Genomic DNA, 19,014 nt, shown 5'->3' with positions numbered 1-19,014 from the left:
AGTGACCATAGTCACAGAGATCTCTTCGTGTCAAGACCAAGATGCCCGGTACGGCGGGGTCTAGGTGAAGACAGCGCAAACGCAGCAGGGTTCATTGAAACGTTGTCTGGGCGAGCGTTGACTCACTTGGTCTTCTCTTGCCCGGGGCCTGCTGTAACATGCGGCGGTATGGCGATCTCCTCCTCCCTTGACGCTGAAGAGCGCCGGAATCTGTTGCTGGAAATGCTCGGAGCAGAGGGTCGGATCACCATCAGCTGGGCAGCTGAGTCACTCGGAGTGTCTGAGATGACCCTGCGGCGAGACCTTGCTGACCTCGAAGCTCTCGGCCAGCTCCGGCGGGTCAGAGGTGGTGCGGTCGCGCCGCTGCGGCCAGAGACTTTCGCTCAACGCAGTGCCCGCGGTGCCGCAGCTAAACGGGCAATCTCTGCCAAAGCTCTAGAGGTCATACCCGCTGAGGGCATGTGTGCCTGTGATGCCTCGTCCACAGTTGGTGTGTTGTTGGGTGGAGTGGGCCACGCGGCCGATCTGACCGTCGTGACGAATTCGAGTGAGAATTTTCGAGCTGCCGAGGTGCGTCCCGGAGTGACCGCAGTGCTCGTGGGAGGGCACCGTGAGCCGCGAACTGACAGCTTCGTCGGGCCACTGGCCGCACTGATGGCTGCATCGTTGCACTACGAGGTCTTTGTGAGTTCAGCCGCAGCCCTAGATGCCGACTGGGGCAGTTCTGAGTCCACGGCGGAGGAGGCGGCGATCAAGCGAATCTTCCACCGCCATGCCGATAAAACCGTGCTCCTAGCTGATAGCTCCAAGCTCGGCTCCCGCGCCACGGCCCGGGCGTTGGAGCTTGGTGAGGTAGATCTGCTCATTACGGACCTAGATCCGAGGGATGGCCGACTGGATTGTTTCCGCGATCATGTGGAGATCCGCTGAACTGCACTTCACACCGGTTGGTCGATCACCTCATGACGTGACAGTCGGCACATTGAGGCATTGTTTCCCGACCCTTGCCATGGTACTTTGTGTTCGATTGATCTTAATCGAACATGCGTCGAATCACACCTCAGGGAGTTCTCCTATGGCCGCTCATCCAACTGTCCAGTCCCTCATTGAACGGTCCAACCGGCTGGGCGCGGACCCCAAGAACACCAATTACGCCGGGGGCAACACCTCCGCCAAAGGCACTGACCGTGACCCCGTCACCGGCGGCGACGTCGAGCTTCTCTGGGTCAAAGGCTCCGGCGGAGACCTCGGAACCCTCAAGGACACTGGACTCGCTGCACTGCGCCTAGACCGCATGCGCGCCATGGTGGATACCTACCCCGGCGTTGAGCGCGAAGATGAAATGGTCGCAGCATTCGACTACTGCCTACACGGTAAGGGTGGCGCAGCCCCGAGCATCGACACTGCCATGCACGGGCTGGTGGACGCCGCGCATGTCGACCACCTTCACCCTGACTCCGGCATCGCTATCGCCTGCGCCTCCGATGGCCCCGAACTCACAGAGAAGATCTTCGGCGACAAGGTGGTCTGGGTACCCTGGCGCCGCCCAGGTTTCCAGCTCGGACTCGACATCGCGCAGATCAAAGAGCGCAACCCCCAAGCCGTCGGATGCATCCTCGGCGGACACGGCATCACCGCATGGGGAGACACCTCGGAGGAATCCGAACAGAACTCCCTGTGGATCATCGACACCGCCGCGCACTACATTGCCGAACACTCCGCAGCGGAGCCGTTCGGCCCGGCACTCGAGGGTTATGGCGCGCTCAGTGAGGATGAGCGGCGTGCCAAAGCAGCCGCTCTGATGCCCACCATTCGCTCCATCGCCAGCACGGACAAGCCCCAGGTCGGACACTTCACCGACGACGACGCCGTCCTGGACTTCCTTGCCCACACCGAACACCCGCGTCTGGCGGAGCTCGGCACCAGCTGCCCAGACCATTTCCTCCGCACCAAGGTCAAGCCACTGGTGCTGGACCTGCCATCCGATGCCTCGGTTGAAGATGCCCAAGCACGACTGCGCGAGCTCCACGAGAGTTACCGCGAGGATTACCAGGCCTACTACGACCGCCACGCCGATCCGGACTCCCCGGCCATCCGCGGGGCCGACCCAGCAATCGTGCTCATTCCCGGAGTTGGCATGTTCAGCTTCGGCAAGGACAAGCAGACAGCCCGCGTTGCCGGAGAGTTCTTTATCAACGCCATCAACGTCATGCGCGGCGCTGAAGGGCTCTCCAGCTACACCCCGATTGACGAACGCGAAAAGTTCCGCATCGAGTACTGGGCGTTGGAAGAAGCCAAACTGCAACGGATGCCTAAGCCCAAGGAACTGGCCACGCGCATCGCCCTGGTGACCGGGGCCGCCTCCGGTATAGGCAAGGCGATCGCCAAGCGGCTGGCAGCTGAAGGCGCCGTTGTCGCTATTGCCGATTTGAGTCTGGAGAAAGCTCAGGAAGCTGCGGCCGAAATCGGTGGTCCGGACAAAGCCGTCGGCGTCAGGGTTGACGTCTCTGATGAAAACGCCGTTCAGCAGGCCATCGATGAGACCCTCCTAGCCTTCGGCGGACTGGATATCGTCATCAACAATGCCGGTCTTTCGCTGTCCAAATCTCTTCTGGACACCACTGAAAAGGACTGGGATCTCCAGCACAACGTAATGGCCAAGGGCTCGTTCCTGGTCTCGAAGGCGGCTGCGAAGGTGCTCATCGAGCAGAATTTGGGTGGAGATGTCATCTACATCTCCTCCAAGAACAGTGTCTTCGCCGGTCCCAACAACATCGCCTACTCCGCCACCAAAGCTGATCAGGCCCATCAGGTCCGCCTGCTTGCCGCAGAACTTGGCGAACACCAAATCCGGGTCAACGGGATCAACCCCGACGGGGTTGTCCAAGGCTCCGGCATCTTCGCTTCAGGCTGGGGCGCCAACCGGGCCAAGACGTACGGCATCGAGGAGCAGGACCTGGGTAAGTTCTACGCCCAGCGCACTATCCTCAAACGAGAAGTTCTGCCGGAAAACGTCGCCAACGCAGCCTTTGCGCTGTTGAGCCAGGACCTATCCCACACCACCGGTCTGCACGTGCCGGTCGATGCCGGCGTCGCCGCCGCCTTCCTCCGCTGAGCCAACGATGATGAGCACAACCTGGCACGCAGCGGTAGACCTTGGCGCATCTTCCGGCCGAGTCATGCTCGGCCGCGTAGGGCCTGAGACTCTGGAACTCAAAGAAGCTGCCCGATTCCCCAACAGTGTGGTCCACTTGCCCGATGGGCTGCACTGGGACGTCCTCGGACTCTACGAGCACGCAGTTCAGGGACTCGCCGCAGCAGTTCGCGAAACCCGCGACGACGGGGGTATCACCTCAATCGGCATCGACTCCTGGGCTGTGGATTATGGTCTGCTCAAAGGCGCCGTTCCGGAGCAGATGAGTCTCATTGGTTCGCCCTTTCACTATCGGGATGAGCGGACCAGTCGAGGAGTGGAAAAAGTGCACCAGCAGGTCACTTTCGCCGAACTCTACCGGCGTAACGGCCTGCAGTTCCTGCCGTTCAATACCCTGTATCAGCTCGCCGCCGAGGACCAAGACCTGCTCACGTTGGCGGACACTCTGCTGCTCATTCCGGACCTGCTCGGCTACTGGCTCACCGGGGAAATGCTGTCCGAGCAAACCAACGCCTCCACCACCGGACTGCTCGATGTGCGTACCAAAGCGTGGGACACCGAGTTGATGCAGACCCTCGGGCTGTCGGCGGAGCTCTTCGCCCCGGTCGCCGCACCAGGAACCGCCCTGGGTAAGACCCGATCTGAACTAGACGAAACCTTAGGTGCCTCAGGCCTTCCTGTCACACTGGTCGGCTCTCATGACACGGCCTCGGCTGTGGTGGGAACCCCTCTCTCCACACCCCACTCTGCCTATATCTCCTGCGGCACCTGGGGACTGGTCGGTCTGGAACTTGATCAGCCCGCCGTGTCCGATGCCTCCCGCGAAGCCAACTTCACCAATGAGGGGGGAGTTGACGGCCGGACCAGGTTCCTCACTAATGTGATGGGCACCTGGCTGCTGTCCGAGACTTTGGGTACGTGGCAGCGCCGCACGGGCGAGGAGCAGAGCCTTCCCGAGCTCTTGGAAGCTGCATCGGAAGTGCCTGCCGGTCGCGTCGTCGTGTTCGATGTCCAAGACCCGAGGTTCATGCCACCTGGCGATATGCCGGAACGGATCGCTCAGCTGTGCAGCGAGTTGGGTCGGCCAGCGCCGGAAACCACGGCTGAGATCGTCCGCAGCATTGTGGAGTCAATCGCTCAGGGCTTCGCCGACGCTCTGGAGAATGCATCACGACTTGCCGAGAAGTCGGTGGACACAGTGCATATGGTGGGCGGTGGAAGCCTCAACGCGCTCCTCTGTCAGGCGACAGCCGACCGGTCGGGGTACCCTGTGATCGCGGGCCCGGTGGAGGCCACCGCCATCGGGAACCTCCTCATCCAGGCCCGCACCGCCGGCACCATCGGTGGAACTCTGGAAGACATCCGCGAGCTCATTGCTCGCACGCACAAGCTAACCACCTACCAGCCCCGCAGCTGAGGGGGCCGATAGCCACGGCGTCAGCGCCGTGGTGATGAGGAGAACTCATGTCTGATCATTCCGCCAAAGACGGCGCAGCTAGTCATGCCCGCATCCCGGTGAAACGTCAACTGCCCAAGCCGGCGGACCTTGCGCCTCTGATGAAGTTTAAGAAGTTCGACTTCAACGCCTCGCGTCGGCGGCTCAGTGCGGCTCTCACTATCGAGGACCTCTACAGGATCGCCAAGCGCCGGACCCCGAAGGCTGCGTTCGACTACACCGATGGGGCCGCAGAAGGCGAGTTCTCCCTGACGCGAGCTCGGCAAGCTTTCGAAGACGTGGAGTTCAACCCCTCGATTCTGCGCAATGTCTCATCAGTGGACATGTCTTCCCAGATCATGGGCGGACACTCAGAACTGCCGTTCGCGATCGGCCCCACAGGCTTCACCCGCTTGATGCAGACAGAGGGCGAGATCGCCGGAGCCTCAGCCGCCGGAGCCGCGGGAATTCCCTTCACGCTCTCCACGCTGGGCACGACCTCCATCGAGGACGTTCAGGCAGCCAATCCCCAGGGACGCAACTGGTTCCAGCTCTATGTGATGAAGGACCGTGAGATCTCGTATGGTCTGACCGAGCGTGCTGCGGCCGCCGGGTTCGACACCCTGTTCTTCACCGTGGACACCCCCGTGGCGGGAGCTCGCCTACGTGATAAGCGCAATGGTTTCTCCATCCCGCCGCAGCTGAGTCTCGGCACGGTGATCAACGCCATCCCACGGCCTTGGTGGTGGATCGACTTCCTCACCACACCGCCGTTGGAGTTCGCCTCGCTTTCCAGCACCGGCGGGACGGTGGGTGAGTTGCTGGATAAGGCGATGGACCCCTCTATCTCGTTCGACGATCTGAAGATCATCCGCGAACTTTTCCCTGAAAAGCTCGTCGTCAAGGGTGTGCAGACTCTGGAGGACGCCAAGAAGCTCGCAGACTTGGGGGTGGACGGCATTGTGCTGTCCAACCACGGCGGACGCCAGCTGGACCGGGCGCCGGTGCCGTTCCATCTGCTGCCCAAAGTCGCCCGAGAAGTCGGATCCGATCTGGAGATCGGCCTGGACACCGGCGTGATGAACGGCGCTGACATTGTCTCGGCCGTTGCGCACGGAGCAAAGTACACGTTCATCGGCCGGGCTTACCTCTACGGGCTTATGGCCGGTGGCCGGGCTGGTGTCGACAGAGCCATTGAGATCCTCGCTGAGCAGATTGAGCGCACCATGAAGCTGCTGCAGGTCTCCGACCTCAGTGAGCTCCGACCCGAGCACGTCACCCAGTTGACTCGTCTGGTCCCGGTCGGCCCTAAAGGCTGATCGCCAGGGCAAGGGCGGCGCCCAGCACCATGGAGGGACCGAAGGGAACCTCAGAGTCGTGGTTGCCGCGGCGACTGATGATCATCACCAGCGCGATAATTCCGTTGAGTGTGAAGCCGAGCAGTGTGCCTATGGCCACCTCGGTCCAACCGAACCAGCCGAGCAGGAGGCCGATAACGGCTGCGAACTTCACATCACCCAGCCCTAAGCCTGTTGGGGTGATCAGCGCGAGCACAAAGTACGCACACAACAGAGTCACGGAGGCGAGGATGCTGCGACCGAAGGCGTTCCAGGCGTCGTCGACCGCGGCAGTGCCCGCCAAAGACACCAGAAGGACAAGGCCTGTTCCCGCCACGAGCAGGTCTGGCAGGCGGTGAACGGCGAGGTCGATGACGATCAATAGAGCGCACCCCACTGCTGCGCCGGTGAATGCGAGCAGCTCGAAAGCGTTGTCGGCCAGGGCGGCCGCACCCACACCGGCGAGGGCGGCCAGGTACAGGTGCGCATGCGAGCGCACCCAGAGCGACTGGCTATCGATAAACACCTTCACGACCGGCGTGAGCAGCCAGGCCGTCAGCAAAGCGGCGAAAGAGGCCACCGCCACCAACCACAATGGTTCCACCGTCACATGCCGCCAAAGGAGTCGACGATGTTGATGGCGGCCGGGCCCATGACCACTATGAATATCACGGGAAGGATGAAGAGCATCAGGGGAGGGAGCACCTTCACTGGAATCTTTTGGGCCTTCTCCTCGGCGCGCTGCCGGCGCTTCAGGCGCATCTCATCGGCCTGCGTGCGCAGCACTCCGGCTATGGAGACACCATAGGCATCGGCTTGGATGACTGCCCGGACAAAGCGGCGCAAGTCCGTCACGGTGGTGCGTTCGGTGAGTCCTTCGAAGGCTTGACGGCGCGAGTTCCCCATCTGGATATCCTGCAGGGTACGCACCAGCTCCTCCGCGAGCGGCCCCTTGCCGTTCTCAGCAGCCCGTGACATCGCGGCGTCGAACCCTAAGCCCGCCTCCACGGCAATGGTCATCTGGTCGAGTGTGTCTGCGAGCTCCAGCTGGATTTGTTGATTTCGCTTCTGACCATGGCTATTGAGCAAAAGCTCAGGCAGGAAGTACACCACGACCGTGACAAGCACAGAGATCAGAACCATAAGAGGTGGGGGAGCCGCCCACACAATGAGCACGTTGATAGTGATCGATGTCGCGAGCCAGACCAACTTCAGGCCGAGCAGCTTTTCCAAGGTCCATCCAGCGGGGCGTCCAGCGAGAGTGTGTTGCCGATCCAGGACCTTCACAATCAGGTCCGGCGTCATCCGACGGGTCAGCGGTGCGGCCGAGCCACGAGGCTTCGCACCATGATCACCTCGTGTAGAGGCGATGAGCGTGACACCACCACGGCGAAGGTTGGCCCGGGCGCGCCTGCGGACAGGGTCTACGGCGGTCCATGCTGTCCAGGCGGCCAAGCCCACTGCAATGCCCGCACAGACAGCCGCGATGAGGATCAGCTCAGGCATGGCACTCAGAACTTAATCTCTACAGTCTTCTTGAGCCACAGACCACCGATGAGGAGCATCACCACACCCAGAATCATGAGGCCGTACCCCAGGAGACTCTCTGTGAACGGCGCTAGGTATGACGGATTGGTCACCAGCAAGAAGGCTGCCAAACCGAACGGAAGAGCCATCAGAATCAGGGCTGAGAGCTTGCCCTCTGCGCTGAGGGTGGCGACCTGGCCGCGGATTTCGTTGCGCTGGCGAATGGTTCCTGCCACCCCATCCAGCACTTCGGCCAGGTTGCCTCCAACCTCGCGGTTAATCGCGATGGCTTGGGTTATCCAAGAGAAGTCCTCACTCGCCATGCGCTCCGCTGTCACATCAAGGGCTGCACCGAGGTCGCGGCCCACGCGGGTCTCATTGATAATGCGCACGAACTCATCCGAAGTCGGGCTATCTGCTTCATTCGCCACGGAGGACAGGGCCTGCGGAAGACTGTGTCCGGCACGCAGATTCGAGGCCATGAGTTGTAGCGAGTCATCAAGCTGCTCTGCGAACTGTTTCTGGCGTTTGGTGATTCTCAGTCCCAGCACTATTCGTGCCCCCAAGGGGACCACTGCGGCCAGGAGGATCGCGAGAAGTGTGCTGCTGAACAATAGTCCGATCGCCACCCCCACAATTGAGCCGACAATGATCAGGAAGACAAAGTCTTGGGGGCGAGTCTTCAAGCCTGCTAGGTCCAAAGTCGAGGCGCCCACCGGCGCGCCGCGCCGGCCCATAGCGCGTTCGATTGCGGTGGTGGCAGCGGCGGCTCCCTTTTGAAGAGCGCTCTGGTTGGGCACGTGGCCGGGTCGTCTGCGTGCAATGGGGATGCGCACTGGTCCGGGGGACAGCAGGAGGTACCCGATGATTCCAACAGCCAATGCGCCGGCGATGACGCCTCCTGCAAGGACCGGGTTATCGCTGAGAACATCGCTCATCGTCCAAGGCCTGACGCTGATTCTGCAAACACCTGTGGCGAGACCGTGATGCCCAGTTCTGCGAACCGATCCGTGAAGCGGGGCCGGATGCCGGTGGAGATCGGTTTGCCGAGGAACCGACCAGTATCGTCGACCCCTGCGGAGTAGTCGAAGACGAAAACGTCCTGGAGGGTGACCGTTTGGCCTTCCATACCGTGTACTTCGGTCACTGCTGTCACTCGTCGGGTCCCGTCACGCAAACGCGTCAGCTGGACGATCAGATCCACTGCTGAGGCGATCTGTTCGCGGATGGCCCGCAGCGGCAGGTCCATGCCCGCCATAAGAACCAGGGTCTCGAGCCGGGCGACTGCGTCCCGTGGAGAGTTCGCGTGGACAGTGGACAGCGAGCCGTCGTGACCGGTGTTCATCGCTTGGAGCATGTCCAAGCTTTCTCCACCGCGAACCTCTCCGACCACAATCCGGTCCGGACGCATACGCAGAGAGTTACGCACCAGATCGCGGATACTGACTTCTCCCTTGCCCTCCACATTTGGCGGACGGGACTCCAACCGCACCACATGGTCCTGCTGCAACTGCAGCTCAACAGCGTCCTCAATGGTCACAATGCGTTCTCCATCGGGGATGAAGGAGGAGAGCACATTGAGCAGTGTGGTCTTACCGGATCCGGTTCCTCCGGAGACGATCACATTGAGTTTCGCTGCCACACACGCGTCGAGCAGTTCGGCCATCTCTGGGCTGAGGGTTCCGAAGCGGATGAGATCGTCGACCTTGAAGGGGTCTTTGCTGAATTTCCTGATGGTCAGTGAGGAGCCGTTGAAGGCCAGCGGAGGGATCACCGCATTGACGCGAGAACCGTCCGACAAGCGTGCGTCGACCATCGGCGAGGACTCATCAATGCGACGCCCAATGCGGGAGACGATCCTTTCGATCACCAACCTCAGGTGTTCTTCCGAGGCAAAGCGGCTCGCGGCCCGCTGGAGCTGTCCGGACTTCTCGATGTAGATCATCTCTGGGCCATTAACCATGACCTCGGTGATGTCCGGGTCATCCAACAGGCGCTGCAGAGGCCCGTATCCGAGGACATCGTCTTGAACCTCTGCGGTGAGCCGTCTGCGCTCCTCGGTGCTGAGCGGAACGGAGGACTTTTCAATGACGGCGTTGAGTTCCGCTCGCACCAGGGAGTGGAGCTGTTGTTCACCCAGTGAAGGGTCGTTGAGTCGGGCACCTATGCGTTTGAACAGGGTGGCGGCCGCCTGGTCCTTCAGCTTGCGGAGCGCGTCGTCAGGTTCGGTCGGCGTTGTTGGGCTGGTCTGCTTCTTGACGTTGGCGCCGGACTTGCGGATGGCGGCACGGGTGGTGGCTGCTGGTGTGTGCTCGTCCTGGGATGTCTCGGCTGAGTGCTCGCCAGAGGGTCTGCCGGGCTGCTGCTGTCGGCGCTGGGCGGCCTGCAGTCTTTCGGAGAGGCTCATTTTTTCGGTCTCCTGCGCTCGCGAAGCCTTCCTCGCCGATCCAGGTCGACGCCTGCAGGCAGGAGGCTGCTGGCCAGTGGTGCCATGGCCTTGACGAAGGGGTCCCTGGCTCGAGTCTGCATGAGTGGAACACCGGTGTTGATGGAAGCCGGAGCTGCTTTTGAGACCGGGATTGACGTCTCAACGGGAACACCGAGGGTCTCGTTGACGTCGTTGAGGGAGACTCCGTGGGCGGTATCGGCAAAGTTGACCACGACATGGTAGTAGTCGGTGAACATCTGCAACACAGAGAGTGTGTCCACTACTTTGCGCAGGCCACTGATCCCCGGGACGCTCAGTGTTGTCAGCAGCAGGGGATCGGTGGTCTGGTCAAGCGCTCCTAGGGTGTGGTCCGAGATTCCGGGCGAGGTGTCAACGACAACGAAGGGAAACTCACGGCTGAGTAGTTTGAGCAACTGACTGATTTGGCCGCTCGTGATGTTATCGGCCGCTGCCGGGTGCTCGGGCGCTGGGACCACATAGAGGCCCGTTTCGTGGAGGGTGAGGCGTGTTTTCAACGCGATAGTGTCACCGCTGGCTGCACTCTGCAGAACATCAGGGAGGAAATGCTCAGGGGTGAGATTTAGGGCCGTGGCGACATCACCGAACTGAAGGTCCAGGTCCACGATCACGGTTGAGTTCGGCATTGCCCCGGCCAGTGCCACCGCCAAGTTCGTGGCGATGGTCGTCTTGCCGGCGCCACCTTTGGGAGAGACCACTGTAATCACCCGGCCCGTTGGTTCCTGGTCCTGAGCCTTCGTGTGGCGGGCAGCGAGTTTCTCGGCCAGCTGAGCAGCCTCCGTGACTGCCTGCCGTACCTGATCTTCATCTGCAGTGGAGGTCAGGAGGTCCTTGACTCCAGCACGCATTGCCTGCAGACCCAGGGTCTCGGCCTGATCGGTGATCAGCAGAACCACAGTATCTGGATGTTCGGTGCGGAAGCGCGCGGCGAGGCTAAGGCACAATTCTAGGTCTGCCCGGGAGTCCAGAATGAGTACTCCCGGGGCCGTGGCGCCGTTGAGTCGACCGAGCAGGTCCGCCGGGTTGTCGGATGGTGGTGCTGGCAGGGGCACGTGGGCCGCTCCTGCCGCTGCGGTATAGGCGGTTGCCACGTCCAAGCCAACGCCAGCTAAGGCGATGCGGATCATTGCAGCACGTCCTCGGTGGTGACGGGACCCGCGTCGTCGTCCGGGCCGTCCTCCGGTTCCAGCGAGAGCCAGATTCCGTGGAATTCCGCAGCGTGGGCTACGAGTTTCGCATCAGTGGCCTCCACTGCAAGAGTCACCATGAGTGAGTCGGCGGCAGGTTCAGTCGTTTCGGCCCCGTTCTCATCTTCCACCACGGAGACTCCACCCTGGACCCGAGTGACGAGGACTTTCTGCAGGGTCAGTTGCGTCTCTGTCTCTCCGGCACTGACGAAGAATCCGACGGTGTCTCCTGCGGTGAGGTGTCCGCCGATCACGCGCGTGGTGGGGAGCTGAACCGTGATCTGGTGGTAACCCTCGGGTGCCTGGACTTCATCGTCGGGCTCGAGGTCCTCCGGTCTGGCGAAGCGACCGGGCACGAGCTGCTCGCCGGGGTAGAGCCTGACGGTGGTGACCTGGCCGGAGACATCGTCCAGCGAGCCCAGACTGTCAGGCACCACCATGGCAGCCGGTACTTCATCTGCGGACACGTAATCCCCTAAATCTGAGGCAGGTGTTCCTTCGGGGACTGAATCGGTCACGATCAGGACGGTCTCTGGCGACATGTCAGCCATGGCACGCTCGTCTGCTTGGCTGACGTAGTTGATTACCAGCAGCGCTGCGATGGCGGCGAGAACAACCGCGATGATGGCGGCCAGGATACGACGGGACACTTGTGAGGCCTTAATCTGCTGTGAGGGCAACCACAGAGGCCCCCATGCGGGGGCTGCTAGGGCTGTATTCGAAGTTTTCCGACAGGTCGACGAAGCGGTCAAAACTCCCGCGCACGCACCGGTCGCTGCCACTGCAGGGTGCGTTATGGCTGATAGATCCGAAGTGGTAGCCGGAGAGCGTGAATGCCGCATATCCGAAGATCTGGTACCGTGCGTTGTTGCCGGTGCCTTCAGCGAAGTCGAATATCGGCAGGAGCACAGTCTTGCCAATCCACTTCTTGAAATCGGCGTTTACGCAGGGCGAGGGAGCGCTGTTGCCGGGGTCAGTCTCAACCCACCCGTCGATCACCGACTCTGTTTTGCCGCAGGCTGAGGGGTTTGGTTCCAACCAACCGAAGCCACCTGGCAGCACATTATTTGAGCGGCCAGTGCACTCAGTTTTTGAGGCCTTGGTGGAGTAAATCGTGCGGTCCGGTGTGGTGGACGGGATGTCGACTCCGGTAACGGCACCAGAGGAATCGCGGAGTACTGATATACCAGTTTGTGCCTCGAGCTCGCACCAGGAGTAGGCAAGAGGCATCACTGCTGTTCCGCCCGTGGGATACCCCCAACGTGCGCTGGATTGGGCGCGTAATTCGGTCTCATCGATGCCAACAATCGGCCCGAACCAGTGCTCGCGCACCGCGCTGGTCTCGGCCCTGACTTCACCGGCGGTCTGATCAAGGTGGGTGATGGTGCCGTTTGCCCCGTTGCCGTTGAAGTTGGCTACGGCCATGTCCTGCGCGGTGTCGGCGGTGGTGGAGCAATCGTCGCGCGCGCAGTCTTGGGCGGCTGCTAGCACCGCAGCGTCCGCGCCGGTCTGCAACTGTTGGCGGTCGGCGTGCATAGCTCCTATGTCAATAGCCAATGCGGCCAGAATCATGATGGGTAACACCATGAGAGATACGATCACGGCGACCGCGCCGCGGTCGTTTTTCTTTAGCCGTTGCATCGCATAGTCCCCTTGCCGGTCAGGTTGATGGGCGTGCCTAGCCCCAAGAGCTCCATGGGGTACCGGATGGTAACGGTGGCTGTTCCGGGCCCGGATGTTCCAGCTGCGGAGCAGGAGGTCGGTGTGATGGTGATGTGGGAAGGTGAAACGTTTGCCGCCGGCGCCGCTGAAGAGACCGTTGTAGCCCGAGCGTCTGCAGGACTATCGGTTAACGCCATGACCCGGACTCCATCACGGGCGGCATTCGAAAGCACGGACTGCACGTGAAAGGCATGCCCAAAGGCGATGATGCCTAGCAGCATGAGAATCAGCACCGGCGCGACGAGTGCAAACTCGACTGCCGAGGCGCCACGATCACGTGCCCGTGCTTTCATGTCTTAGTCCTTTCACTGGCGTGGAAGTGTCAGTGAGTTGTCGTACGCCAGTTGTCGGCGGACCCTGTTCAGGTCCGCCGACAACCAAGTCTCGGCAGTATCAGGGAGTGATGCTGCTCGGGTCGTCGATTCCTTCCCCAACTTCCTCGAAGAGGCCGGTGAGCGTCTCGCCGAGAAATACGACAGCGAGAATGATGACGACGGCGATCAGGCCGACGAGGAGGCCGTATTCCACGGCGGTGGCGCCGCGGTCCTTACGGCCTTCGAAGCGGTCGGCAACCAGGGACTGGAGGGTGGCGACAAGTGCGTATGCGCGAATCATGATGATTCCTTTCGTGGGGTGGGGCCAAACGGCTATTCGAGGCCCCTTCCTCCAGGTAGGAATCAGGTGCCGTTAAGAATCGTGGCAGAACTTTGCTCAAGAAGCAAATATCGGGAGAAGCAATGTTACACGGATCAAACTTTTGCCGAGTAAGCACTCAGTTCAGAGTAATCAATGACACGATTTCGACGGACAGCCCCTCGCCCAGCCCCACATATCAGGGATCCAGAACTACAGTGATGTGATTATCCCTATCTACTGGGCAAGCAAGAATGCTCAGTCAGCGAACTTGCGGTAACATTTTTGTATGGAAGATGTGCGGCTCGGACTGCGTGAGCTCAAGAAACGGCAGACCCGGGACTCGATAGCAGCAGCAGCGTTGAAACTCACCGAAGAAAAGGGTCTCAGCGATGTGACACTTGAGGAGATCGCCCGAGAGGCTTTCGTCTCGCCGCGCACCATCTCCAACTACTTCTCCTCAAAGGAAGAGGCCGTTCTCGCCGCAGGAACCATCGCGACCGAACAGGTCCTCGAGGACTTCAGCTCCAGTCCTTCAGAAGTGCCCCCTCTGGAGGCGCTCTGTGTGCTGATGAGTTCCTACGCCCGGGAGCATCCGGACCGGCTGCGGAAATCCGCGCGCATGGTCGCGCTCGAGGAGAGCAATCCTTCCTTGCGGCCCATCCGCCTGGCTCAAGAGGTGGAACTCGTCATCGACCTCAGCGGGCGGATAGCTACCCGCACTGGAACAGACTTAACCGTAGATGTCTATCCATCGATGGTCGCCTCAGCGGCGGTCTCTGCAATGGTGACGTCTCTGACGCTCTGGTACCTCGCGGGGTTCCCCGAGGATCGACTGCCGAAACTCGTTGAGGACTCATTCAATCTGGCCAGCGCGGGTTATCCCCGCCGCACCGCAGAACCTGCCTAGGCCCATAACTGCTCAACCCGCCAGAACCACGCTGAGAGTCTCCTCCGCGCCCCTGGCGGCATCAGTCCTTGCGGCGGCGCAGCTCGGCGATCATCTGCGGCAGGACATCGTTGAGGTCCCCCACTACCCCAAAGTCAGCGATCTCGAACACTGAGGCGTCCTCATCTTTGTTGATCGCCACAATAGTGCCGGAGGTCTGCATCCCGGCCTTCTGATGCACCGCACCGGAGATGCCGACCGAGATGTACAGCGGAGGAGACACGGTCACGCCGGTCTGTCCCACTTGGGCGGAGTGATCGATCCACCCGGCGTCGGTGGCCACCCGGGACGCTCCGATGGCTGCTCCCAGCTCATCGGCCAACTGCTCCACCAAGGACAGGTCGCCGTCCACCCCGCGGCCGAAGGCCACCACCGTGGACGCCTCCGTGAGACTGGGACGGCCGGAATCGGGCAGCGCAGACTCCTCAAGGATCTGCACCGCCGACGACGCCTTCACCTCGAGCTCCACCACCTCCGGCTCGGGGCCAGGAACCGCCTGTTGCGAGGCCGTATTGGGGCGCAGTGTGGCAAGCAGCGGGCCATCCTCGCTGATCTGGGCGGTGGTGCGCCAGGAACCGGCGAGTACCGATTTGGTAGCCGCACCGGAACCGGTGACGCCCGTGGCCCCAGTGATGAGTCCAGCGTTGAGAGCCACTGCCGCCTGCGATAGCACATCGACCGTATCCGGCGTATCCGGGCCGATAATGAGATCCGGGTGCAGCTCTCCCGCTGCCGCCGCCAGGAGTTCACCCAGGGCCGGGTTCGGAGCGTAGATCGGACCGTCGCCGGTGAGTACCCCGGTGACCCCCTTCACGGCAAGCGGAGCAGCCCCTTGAGCTGGCAAACTGCCGGCCACCACCACCGCCTCACCCAGTGCGTCGGCATGCGTCAGCAGCTCCGCCTGCGCGGGGGTCAGGTGGGCATCGACCCGGTCGAAGAACACGAGAACTTGAGTCACAGCAGCCCCTCCTTGCTCAGGAACTCTACGGTTTTCTGTCCAGCTGCGCCGTCGTCATGGATGATCTCACCGGCTTGGCGCTCAGGTCGGGGCTCGGCAGCAAGCAGCGATACTTTGGACTCCACTGCGTAGCGCGTCAGTCCCAGCTCAGCCAAACTGAACGTGGTGGTCGACTTCTTCTTGGCCTTCATAATGGCGCGGAAGTTGGGGTATCGCGGCTCGTTGGCCTGATCCGTCACCGCGACCACCGCCGGTAGCGGCGCGGACACCTTCTGGAATCGGTTGCCGGAGATCCGGTCCACAACTAACTGACTGTCCTTGAGCGCGACGTCGGTTGCCTGAGTCAGTGCCGGAACCCCGAGTCGGGCGGCCACCTGGGCTGGCACCGCGGCCGTCTCCCCATCCTCTGACGCCATGCCTGTGAGCACCAGGAATTCATCTGCGGAAGCGGTGGAGCGCACGTAACTGATGGCGGCGCTAAGTGCGGCAGCAGTGGTCCAGATATCGGCGGCCTGCAACGCCTCATCAGTGAGGTGGAAGCCATCATCTGCGCCGATCTGCAGGGCTTTCTTCACCGCAGCAGAGGCACCGGGGGGACCCATCGTCAGGGCAGAGACGCGGACCTCGGCGTCGTACTGTTCCTTAATCTGCAGCGCGGCTTCCAGCGGGTGTTCGTCCAGTTCGCCGAGGATGCCCTCGCTGCGGATCAGACGGCGGTCCTCGCCGATCTGACGCTCCAATTGAGCGTCGGGCACCCACTTGACCAGCGTGATGATGTGCAGTGAGCCCGGCATGATCCCTTCCATAATTCTGCAGGTGGTGTACAAGCCTTTCTATGGTCGCATGACTCGTCAGCAGAGTTCGGCTCAGAACGGCTCTATGTAGCGCACAGCACACCAGCAACGTCGAGGTTAGATAGTCTCAAACCATGAAGATCGTATGCGCGCCCGATTCGTTCAAAGGGTCGGTGACCGCCGCCCAAGCAGCTGCCGCGTTGGCTGCTGGTGCCCGGCAGGTCTGCCCGGAAGCGGAGGTCATTGAGCTTCCCTTCGCCGATGGAGGAGAGGGCACCCTCGATGCGCTCATGGCCGCATGGGGGCGAGAGCCCGAATCAGTGGCCACTGTGGACGCGCTGGGGCGCCCCACTCAAGCGCGGTACGGGTTGTCGCCGGACGGGCGGACCGCAGTCATTGAGGCGGCGGAAGCCAACGGCCTGCCCCAGGTCTCCGATGTTCCCCTGCAGCCGCTGCGAGCCGACACCTACGGGGTCGGGCTGATTGCTCACCATGTCATGACTGCCGGTGCAGAAGAGATCCTGCTGTGCATCGGTGGATCCGCCACCACCGACGGGGGAACCGGCATCCTGCGTGCCCTGGGGGTCGAGTTTCTCGACGAGGAGGGCGTCCCTACAACGCCGGGAGGAGCGGGACTAAACCGCACTGCGCGGGCCGATCTCTCCGGTATGGACCCGCACGCGCGCAAGGTGCGCTGGCGCATAGCGGTGGACGTGGACAACCCGCTGATCGGTGAGCGGGGTGCGGCAGCAGTGTTCGGTCCGCAGAAGGGCGCCACTGCTGAAAACATTGCCGAGCTCGACGCCGGGCTCAACCAGCTTGCTACAGTCCTGGCCGCCATGGCTGGCGTTCCGGCAGAGGATTACCGCAGTGCTGAAGGTTTCGGGGCAGCCGGCGGAATTCCCCTGGCGCTGGTCAGCGTACTCGGGGCCGAGGTAGTCCCGGGTTCGACCATGGTGGCTGAGGCGCTCGGGCTCGACAACGTTCTGGCCGGAGCGGATCTGGTCCTGACCGGCGAAGGGCGGTTCGATGCCCAATCGTTGGGCGGCAAAGTGGTGGATGCGGTGGCGTCGCGGGCACCTAAGTCCAGTGGCGTCGTCGTCATAGCCGGGGCGGTCCAACTGTCCCCGGCACAGAGCCGGGCTGCCGGCATCACTGCTGCGTTCTCCATTGCGCCCGGTGCCGCCAATCTCGAAGAGCTCCAGTCGGATGCGGCGAGGCTCATCGAGAACACTGCAGCACACGCCTGCGCGTTATTTGTATTCCGGTAAGATTAATTCCATGACTATCGCTTCTGCGAACCCTTCGGCCGTACTCCTCGACACCGGCGTGGTGCGCATAGAACACCGACCCACTCCTGAACCAGCCCCAGGTGAGGTGATGGTGGCTGTCGGTGCAGTCGGCATCTGCGGCTCGGACATCCACTACTACGAACATGGCCGCATCGGTGACTTTGTGCTGCGTGCCCCGATGGTCATGGGCCATGAGTCTGCCGGCGAGGTGGTGGCAGTCGGTGAGGGCGTGGATGCTTCCCGCATCGGTCAGCTGGTGGCTCTGGAACCGGGAGTGCCGTGTAAGGGGTGTGTCCAGTGCCTAGCCGGGCGGTACAACCTGTGCCCGGATATGGAATTCTTCGCCACCCCGCCAGTGGATGGCTCCATGGCCGAATACGTGACACTCGACGCCGCCTTCGCCCACCCAGCTCCCCAGGGGATGACCGCCGAGCAGGCTGCTATGGCAGAACCCGTCTCAGTTGGCGTCTGGGCCTCAAAGAAGGCAGGAGTGACAGTGGGGGACCGGGTGCTGATCACCGGGGCCGGCCCGGTGGGGCTCTTCGCCGCGCAGGTAGCGCGGGCATATGGAGCAAGTTCGGTCACGCTGACAGATCTTTCCGATTACCGGCTCTCTGTGGCTGCCGGCCTCGGATTCGAGGCCCGGCGAGCAGATGGCCAACTCGAGGAGAACGCGTTCGACGTATTCTTCGAATGCTCCGGGGCAGCGCCAGCATTCAAGGCAGGAATGCGCGCTCTGGACCGCAATGGACGCGCCGTGGTGGTGGGTATGGGTTCAGATGAGCTTCCCCTCGAGGTCTTCGCACTGCAGGGTAGGGAGCTGACCGTTCAGGGCGTCTTCCGCTACCGGAACTGCTACCCGGCGGCCCTGGAACTGATCGGACGCGGCGCGGTCGACGTCGCCCCGGTCCTGACGCACCGCTTCACCTTGGATGAGGCTGAGGCTGCTCTGACACTAGCTCGCCGGGACCAGAACTCTCTGAAAGCTGTAGTGGTGCCCTAGGGTGCCGGTGATCGCTCTGCATGTTTCACGATTGGTGCACATGACGCCAGGCGCGCACTAGCTGACCGAATTCCTTAACTTGGACCAACACGTGATCCCGTGCAGCATTCTCGGCGGCCTCGGCGTTGCCTGCCTCAATGGCTTCTGTGATCTGCCGATGTTCGGTCAGAGACCTGCGGAGGCGGTCTGGAACACGCAGCTGCAGCCTGCGGTAAGGCTGCAAAGCCCTGCGCAGATGATGCGCCTGGTGCCTCAGGTACTCATTGCTGCATGAGTCGTAGATGACGCCGTGGAACCATGCATTTGCGTAGTAGTACCCGTCGGAATCTTGCTTCTCCTCATATAGCCGGCACTCTTCCAGGGCATGATGGAGCTCCTCCAATTGGGTCCGGTCCATCATGGTGGCGCACAACCGCGCCGCCATGCCCTCCAGCTCAGCCATGACCTCGAAACGGTCAGCCAGTTCAGGCAGGCTCAGCTCTGTGACATAGGTGCCCTGCTTGGGTCTAATCAGCACAAGCCCTGAGCGTTCCAACGCCTGGAGAGCCTCCCGAAT

19 protein-coding genes are annotated in these 19,014 nt (G+C 61.9%); 7 read left to right on the top strand and 12 right to left on the bottom strand.

Annotated features, from left to right (window positions below; all coding sequences use genetic code 11):
- Positions 1-168: 168 nt before the first annotated feature.
- The 4 genes from FH975_RS08710 (at position 169) to FH975_RS08695 (ending at position 5,908) form a co-directional block, all read left to right on the top strand.
- On the top strand, positions 169-930 hold the full coding sequence (locus FH975_RS08710) for a DeoR/GlpR family DNA-binding transcription regulator (RefSeq protein ID WP_153077862.1): 762 nt from the start codon (positions 169-171) through the stop codon (positions 928-930).
- A gap of 145 nt (positions 931-1,075) precedes the next feature.
- Positions 1,076-3,115 (top strand): bifunctional aldolase/short-chain dehydrogenase, encoded by a 2,040-nt coding sequence (locus FH975_RS08705; protein ID WP_162321030.1) that lies wholly within the window; start codon positions 1,076-1,078, stop codon positions 3,113-3,115.
- Between the two features lie 7 nt (positions 3,116-3,122).
- Positions 3,123-4,571, top strand: a complete 1,449-nt coding sequence (locus FH975_RS08700) for a rhamnulokinase (RefSeq protein WP_328821842.1) — start codon at positions 3,123-3,125, stop codon at positions 4,569-4,571.
- Positions 4,572-4,618: 47 nt separating this feature from the next.
- A complete protein-coding gene (locus FH975_RS08695; RefSeq protein ID WP_162321029.1) occupies positions 4,619-5,908 on the top strand; it encodes an alpha-hydroxy acid oxidase in 1,290 nt (429 codons plus the stop codon).
- Here FH975_RS08695 and FH975_RS16605 read toward each other — a convergent pair.
- From FH975_RS16605 to FH975_RS08650, 9 genes are all read right to left on the bottom strand, one after another.
- Complete coding sequence (locus tag FH975_RS16605; RefSeq protein WP_162321028.1) at positions 5,898-6,536, bottom strand: prepilin peptidase; 639 nt, start codon at positions 6,534-6,536, stop codon at positions 5,898-5,900. The two genes, FH975_RS08695 and FH975_RS16605, sit on opposite strands and share 11 nt — an antisense overlap.
- Positions 6,533-7,432: a type II secretion system F family protein gene (locus FH975_RS08685; protein WP_162321027.1), complete on the bottom strand. Its 900-nt coding sequence runs from the start codon at positions 7,430-7,432 to the stop codon at positions 6,533-6,535. Before FH975_RS08685 ends, FH975_RS16605 begins: the two co-directional genes overlap by 4 nt.
- A gap of 5 nt (positions 7,433-7,437) precedes the next feature.
- Positions 7,438-8,391: a type II secretion system F family protein gene (locus tag FH975_RS08680; protein ID WP_162321026.1), complete on the bottom strand. Its 954-nt coding sequence runs from the start codon at positions 8,389-8,391 to the stop codon at positions 7,438-7,440.
- On the bottom strand, positions 8,388-9,860 hold the full coding sequence (locus FH975_RS08675; protein ID WP_162321025.1) for a CpaF family protein: 1,473 nt from the start codon (positions 9,858-9,860) through the stop codon (positions 8,388-8,390). Before FH975_RS08675 ends, FH975_RS08680 begins: the two co-directional genes overlap by 4 nt.
- The gene (locus FH975_RS08670; RefSeq protein WP_162321024.1) at positions 9,857-11,047 is read right to left on the bottom strand and encodes an AAA family ATPase; all 1,191 of its coding nucleotides are present in this window, start codon (positions 11,045-11,047) and stop codon (positions 9,857-9,859) included. The genes FH975_RS08675 and FH975_RS08670 overlap by 4 nt, the downstream gene beginning before the upstream one ends.
- Complete coding sequence (gene cpaB / locus FH975_RS08665; protein ID WP_162321023.1) at positions 11,044-11,757, bottom strand: Flp pilus assembly protein CpaB; 714 nt, start codon at positions 11,755-11,757, stop codon at positions 11,044-11,046. The genes FH975_RS08670 and cpaB overlap by 4 nt, the downstream gene beginning before the upstream one ends.
- 10 nt (positions 11,758-11,767) lie before the next feature.
- Complete coding sequence (locus FH975_RS08660) at positions 11,768-12,748, bottom strand: TadE/TadG family type IV pilus assembly protein (protein ID WP_162321022.1); 981 nt, start codon at positions 12,746-12,748, stop codon at positions 11,768-11,770.
- A complete protein-coding gene (locus tag FH975_RS08655) occupies positions 12,736-13,122 on the bottom strand; it encodes a TadE/TadG family type IV pilus assembly protein (RefSeq protein WP_162321021.1) in 387 nt (128 codons plus the stop codon). The genes FH975_RS08660 and FH975_RS08655 overlap by 13 nt, the downstream gene beginning before the upstream one ends.
- A 100-nt stretch (positions 13,123-13,222) precedes the next feature.
- Positions 13,223-13,444, bottom strand: coding sequence for a Flp family type IVb pilin (locus tag FH975_RS08650; RefSeq protein ID WP_162321020.1), 222 nt, complete (start codon positions 13,442-13,444; stop codon positions 13,223-13,225).
- Between the two features lie 307 nt (positions 13,445-13,751).
- On the opposite strand from FH975_RS08650, the gene FH975_RS08645 reads away from it, so the two are divergent.
- Positions 13,752-14,372, top strand: coding sequence for a TetR/AcrR family transcriptional regulator (locus FH975_RS08645; protein WP_162321019.1), 621 nt, complete (start codon positions 13,752-13,754; stop codon positions 14,370-14,372).
- Between the two features lie 61 nt (positions 14,373-14,433).
- Here the strand turns inward: FH975_RS08645 and FH975_RS08640 are convergent, their stop codons facing one another.
- Entirely contained in the window at positions 14,434-15,369 is a 936-nt protein-coding gene (locus tag FH975_RS08640; RefSeq protein WP_162321018.1) for an electron transfer flavoprotein subunit alpha/FixB family protein, read from the bottom strand.
- A complete protein-coding gene (locus tag FH975_RS08635) occupies positions 15,366-16,163 on the bottom strand; it encodes an electron transfer flavoprotein subunit beta/FixA family protein (protein ID WP_202923149.1) in 798 nt (265 codons plus the stop codon). Before FH975_RS08635 ends, FH975_RS08640 begins: the two co-directional genes overlap by 4 nt.
- A 134-nt stretch (positions 16,164-16,297) precedes the next feature.
- On the opposite strand from FH975_RS08635, the gene FH975_RS08630 reads away from it, so the two are divergent.
- Together FH975_RS08630 and FH975_RS08625 are read left to right on the top strand one after the other, a co-directional pair.
- A complete protein-coding gene (locus FH975_RS08630) occupies positions 16,298-17,434 on the top strand; it encodes a glycerate kinase (RefSeq protein WP_162321017.1) in 1,137 nt (378 codons plus the stop codon).
- A 10-nt stretch (positions 17,435-17,444) separates the two neighbouring features.
- Positions 17,445-18,458 (top strand): NAD(P)-dependent alcohol dehydrogenase, encoded by a 1,014-nt coding sequence (locus FH975_RS08625; RefSeq protein WP_162321016.1) that lies wholly within the window; start codon positions 17,445-17,447, stop codon positions 18,456-18,458.
- 25 nt (positions 18,459-18,483) lie between these two features.
- Here FH975_RS08625 and FH975_RS08620 read toward each other — a convergent pair.
- On the bottom strand, positions 18,484-19,014 hold a 531-nt coding region (locus FH975_RS08620), incomplete at its 5' end, for a GntR family transcriptional regulator (protein WP_162321015.1).

Source organism: Nesterenkonia haasae (assembly GCF_010119385.1).
GTDB classification, from domain to species: Bacteria; Actinomycetota; Actinomycetes; order Actinomycetales; family Micrococcaceae; genus Nesterenkonia; species Nesterenkonia haasae.
This window is presented reverse-complemented; position numbering and strand designations above follow the sequence as displayed.

Excerpts from the sequence above, each read along its gene's own strand:
- FH975_RS08710 (WP_153077862.1), top strand. The coding sequence starts at position 169 with ATGGCGATCTCCTCCTCCCTTGACGCTGAAGAGCGCCGGAATCTGTTG.
- FH975_RS08705 (WP_162321030.1), top strand. The coding sequence starts at position 1,076 with ATGGCCGCTCATCCAACTGTCCAGTCCCTCATTGAACGGTCCAACCGG.
- FH975_RS08700 (WP_328821842.1), top strand. The coding sequence starts at position 3,123 with ATGATGAGCACAACCTGGCACGCAGCGGTAGACCTTGGCGCATCTTCC.
- FH975_RS08695 (WP_162321029.1), top strand. The coding sequence starts at position 4,619 with ATGTCTGATCATTCCGCCAAAGACGGCGCAGCTAGTCATGCCCGCATC.
- FH975_RS08685 (WP_162321027.1), bottom strand. The coding sequence starts at position 7,432 with ATGCCTGAGCTGATCCTCATCGCGGCTGTCTGTGCGGGCATTGCAGTG.
- FH975_RS08680 (WP_162321026.1), bottom strand. The coding sequence starts at position 8,391 with ATGAGCGATGTTCTCAGCGATAACCCGGTCCTTGCAGGAGGCGTCATC.
- FH975_RS08675 (WP_162321025.1), bottom strand. The coding sequence starts at position 9,860 with ATGAGCCTCTCCGAAAGACTGCAGGCCGCCCAGCGCCGACAGCAGCAG.
- FH975_RS08670 (WP_162321024.1), bottom strand. The coding sequence starts at position 11,047 with ATGATCCGCATCGCCTTAGCTGGCGTTGGCTTGGACGTGGCAACCGCC.
- FH975_RS08660 (WP_162321022.1), bottom strand. The coding sequence starts at position 12,748 with ATGCAACGGCTAAAGAAAAACGACCGCGGCGCGGTCGCCGTGATCGTA.
- FH975_RS08655 (WP_162321021.1), bottom strand. The coding sequence starts at position 13,122 with ATGAAAGCACGGGCACGTGATCGTGGCGCCTCGGCAGTCGAGTTTGCA.
- FH975_RS08650 (WP_162321020.1), bottom strand. The coding sequence starts at position 13,444 with ATGATTCGCGCATACGCACTTGTCGCCACCCTCCAGTCCCTGGTTGCC.
- FH975_RS08645 (WP_162321019.1), top strand. The coding sequence starts at position 13,752 with ATGGAAGATGTGCGGCTCGGACTGCGTGAGCTCAAGAAACGGCAGACC.
- FH975_RS08635 (WP_202923149.1), bottom strand. The coding sequence starts at position 16,163 with ATGCCGGGCTCACTGCACATCATCACGCTGGTCAAGTGGGTGCCCGAC.
- FH975_RS08630 (WP_162321017.1), top strand. The coding sequence starts at position 16,298 with ATGAAGATCGTATGCGCGCCCGATTCGTTCAAAGGGTCGGTGACCGCC.
- FH975_RS08625 (WP_162321016.1), top strand. The coding sequence starts at position 17,445 with ATGACTATCGCTTCTGCGAACCCTTCGGCCGTACTCCTCGACACCGGC.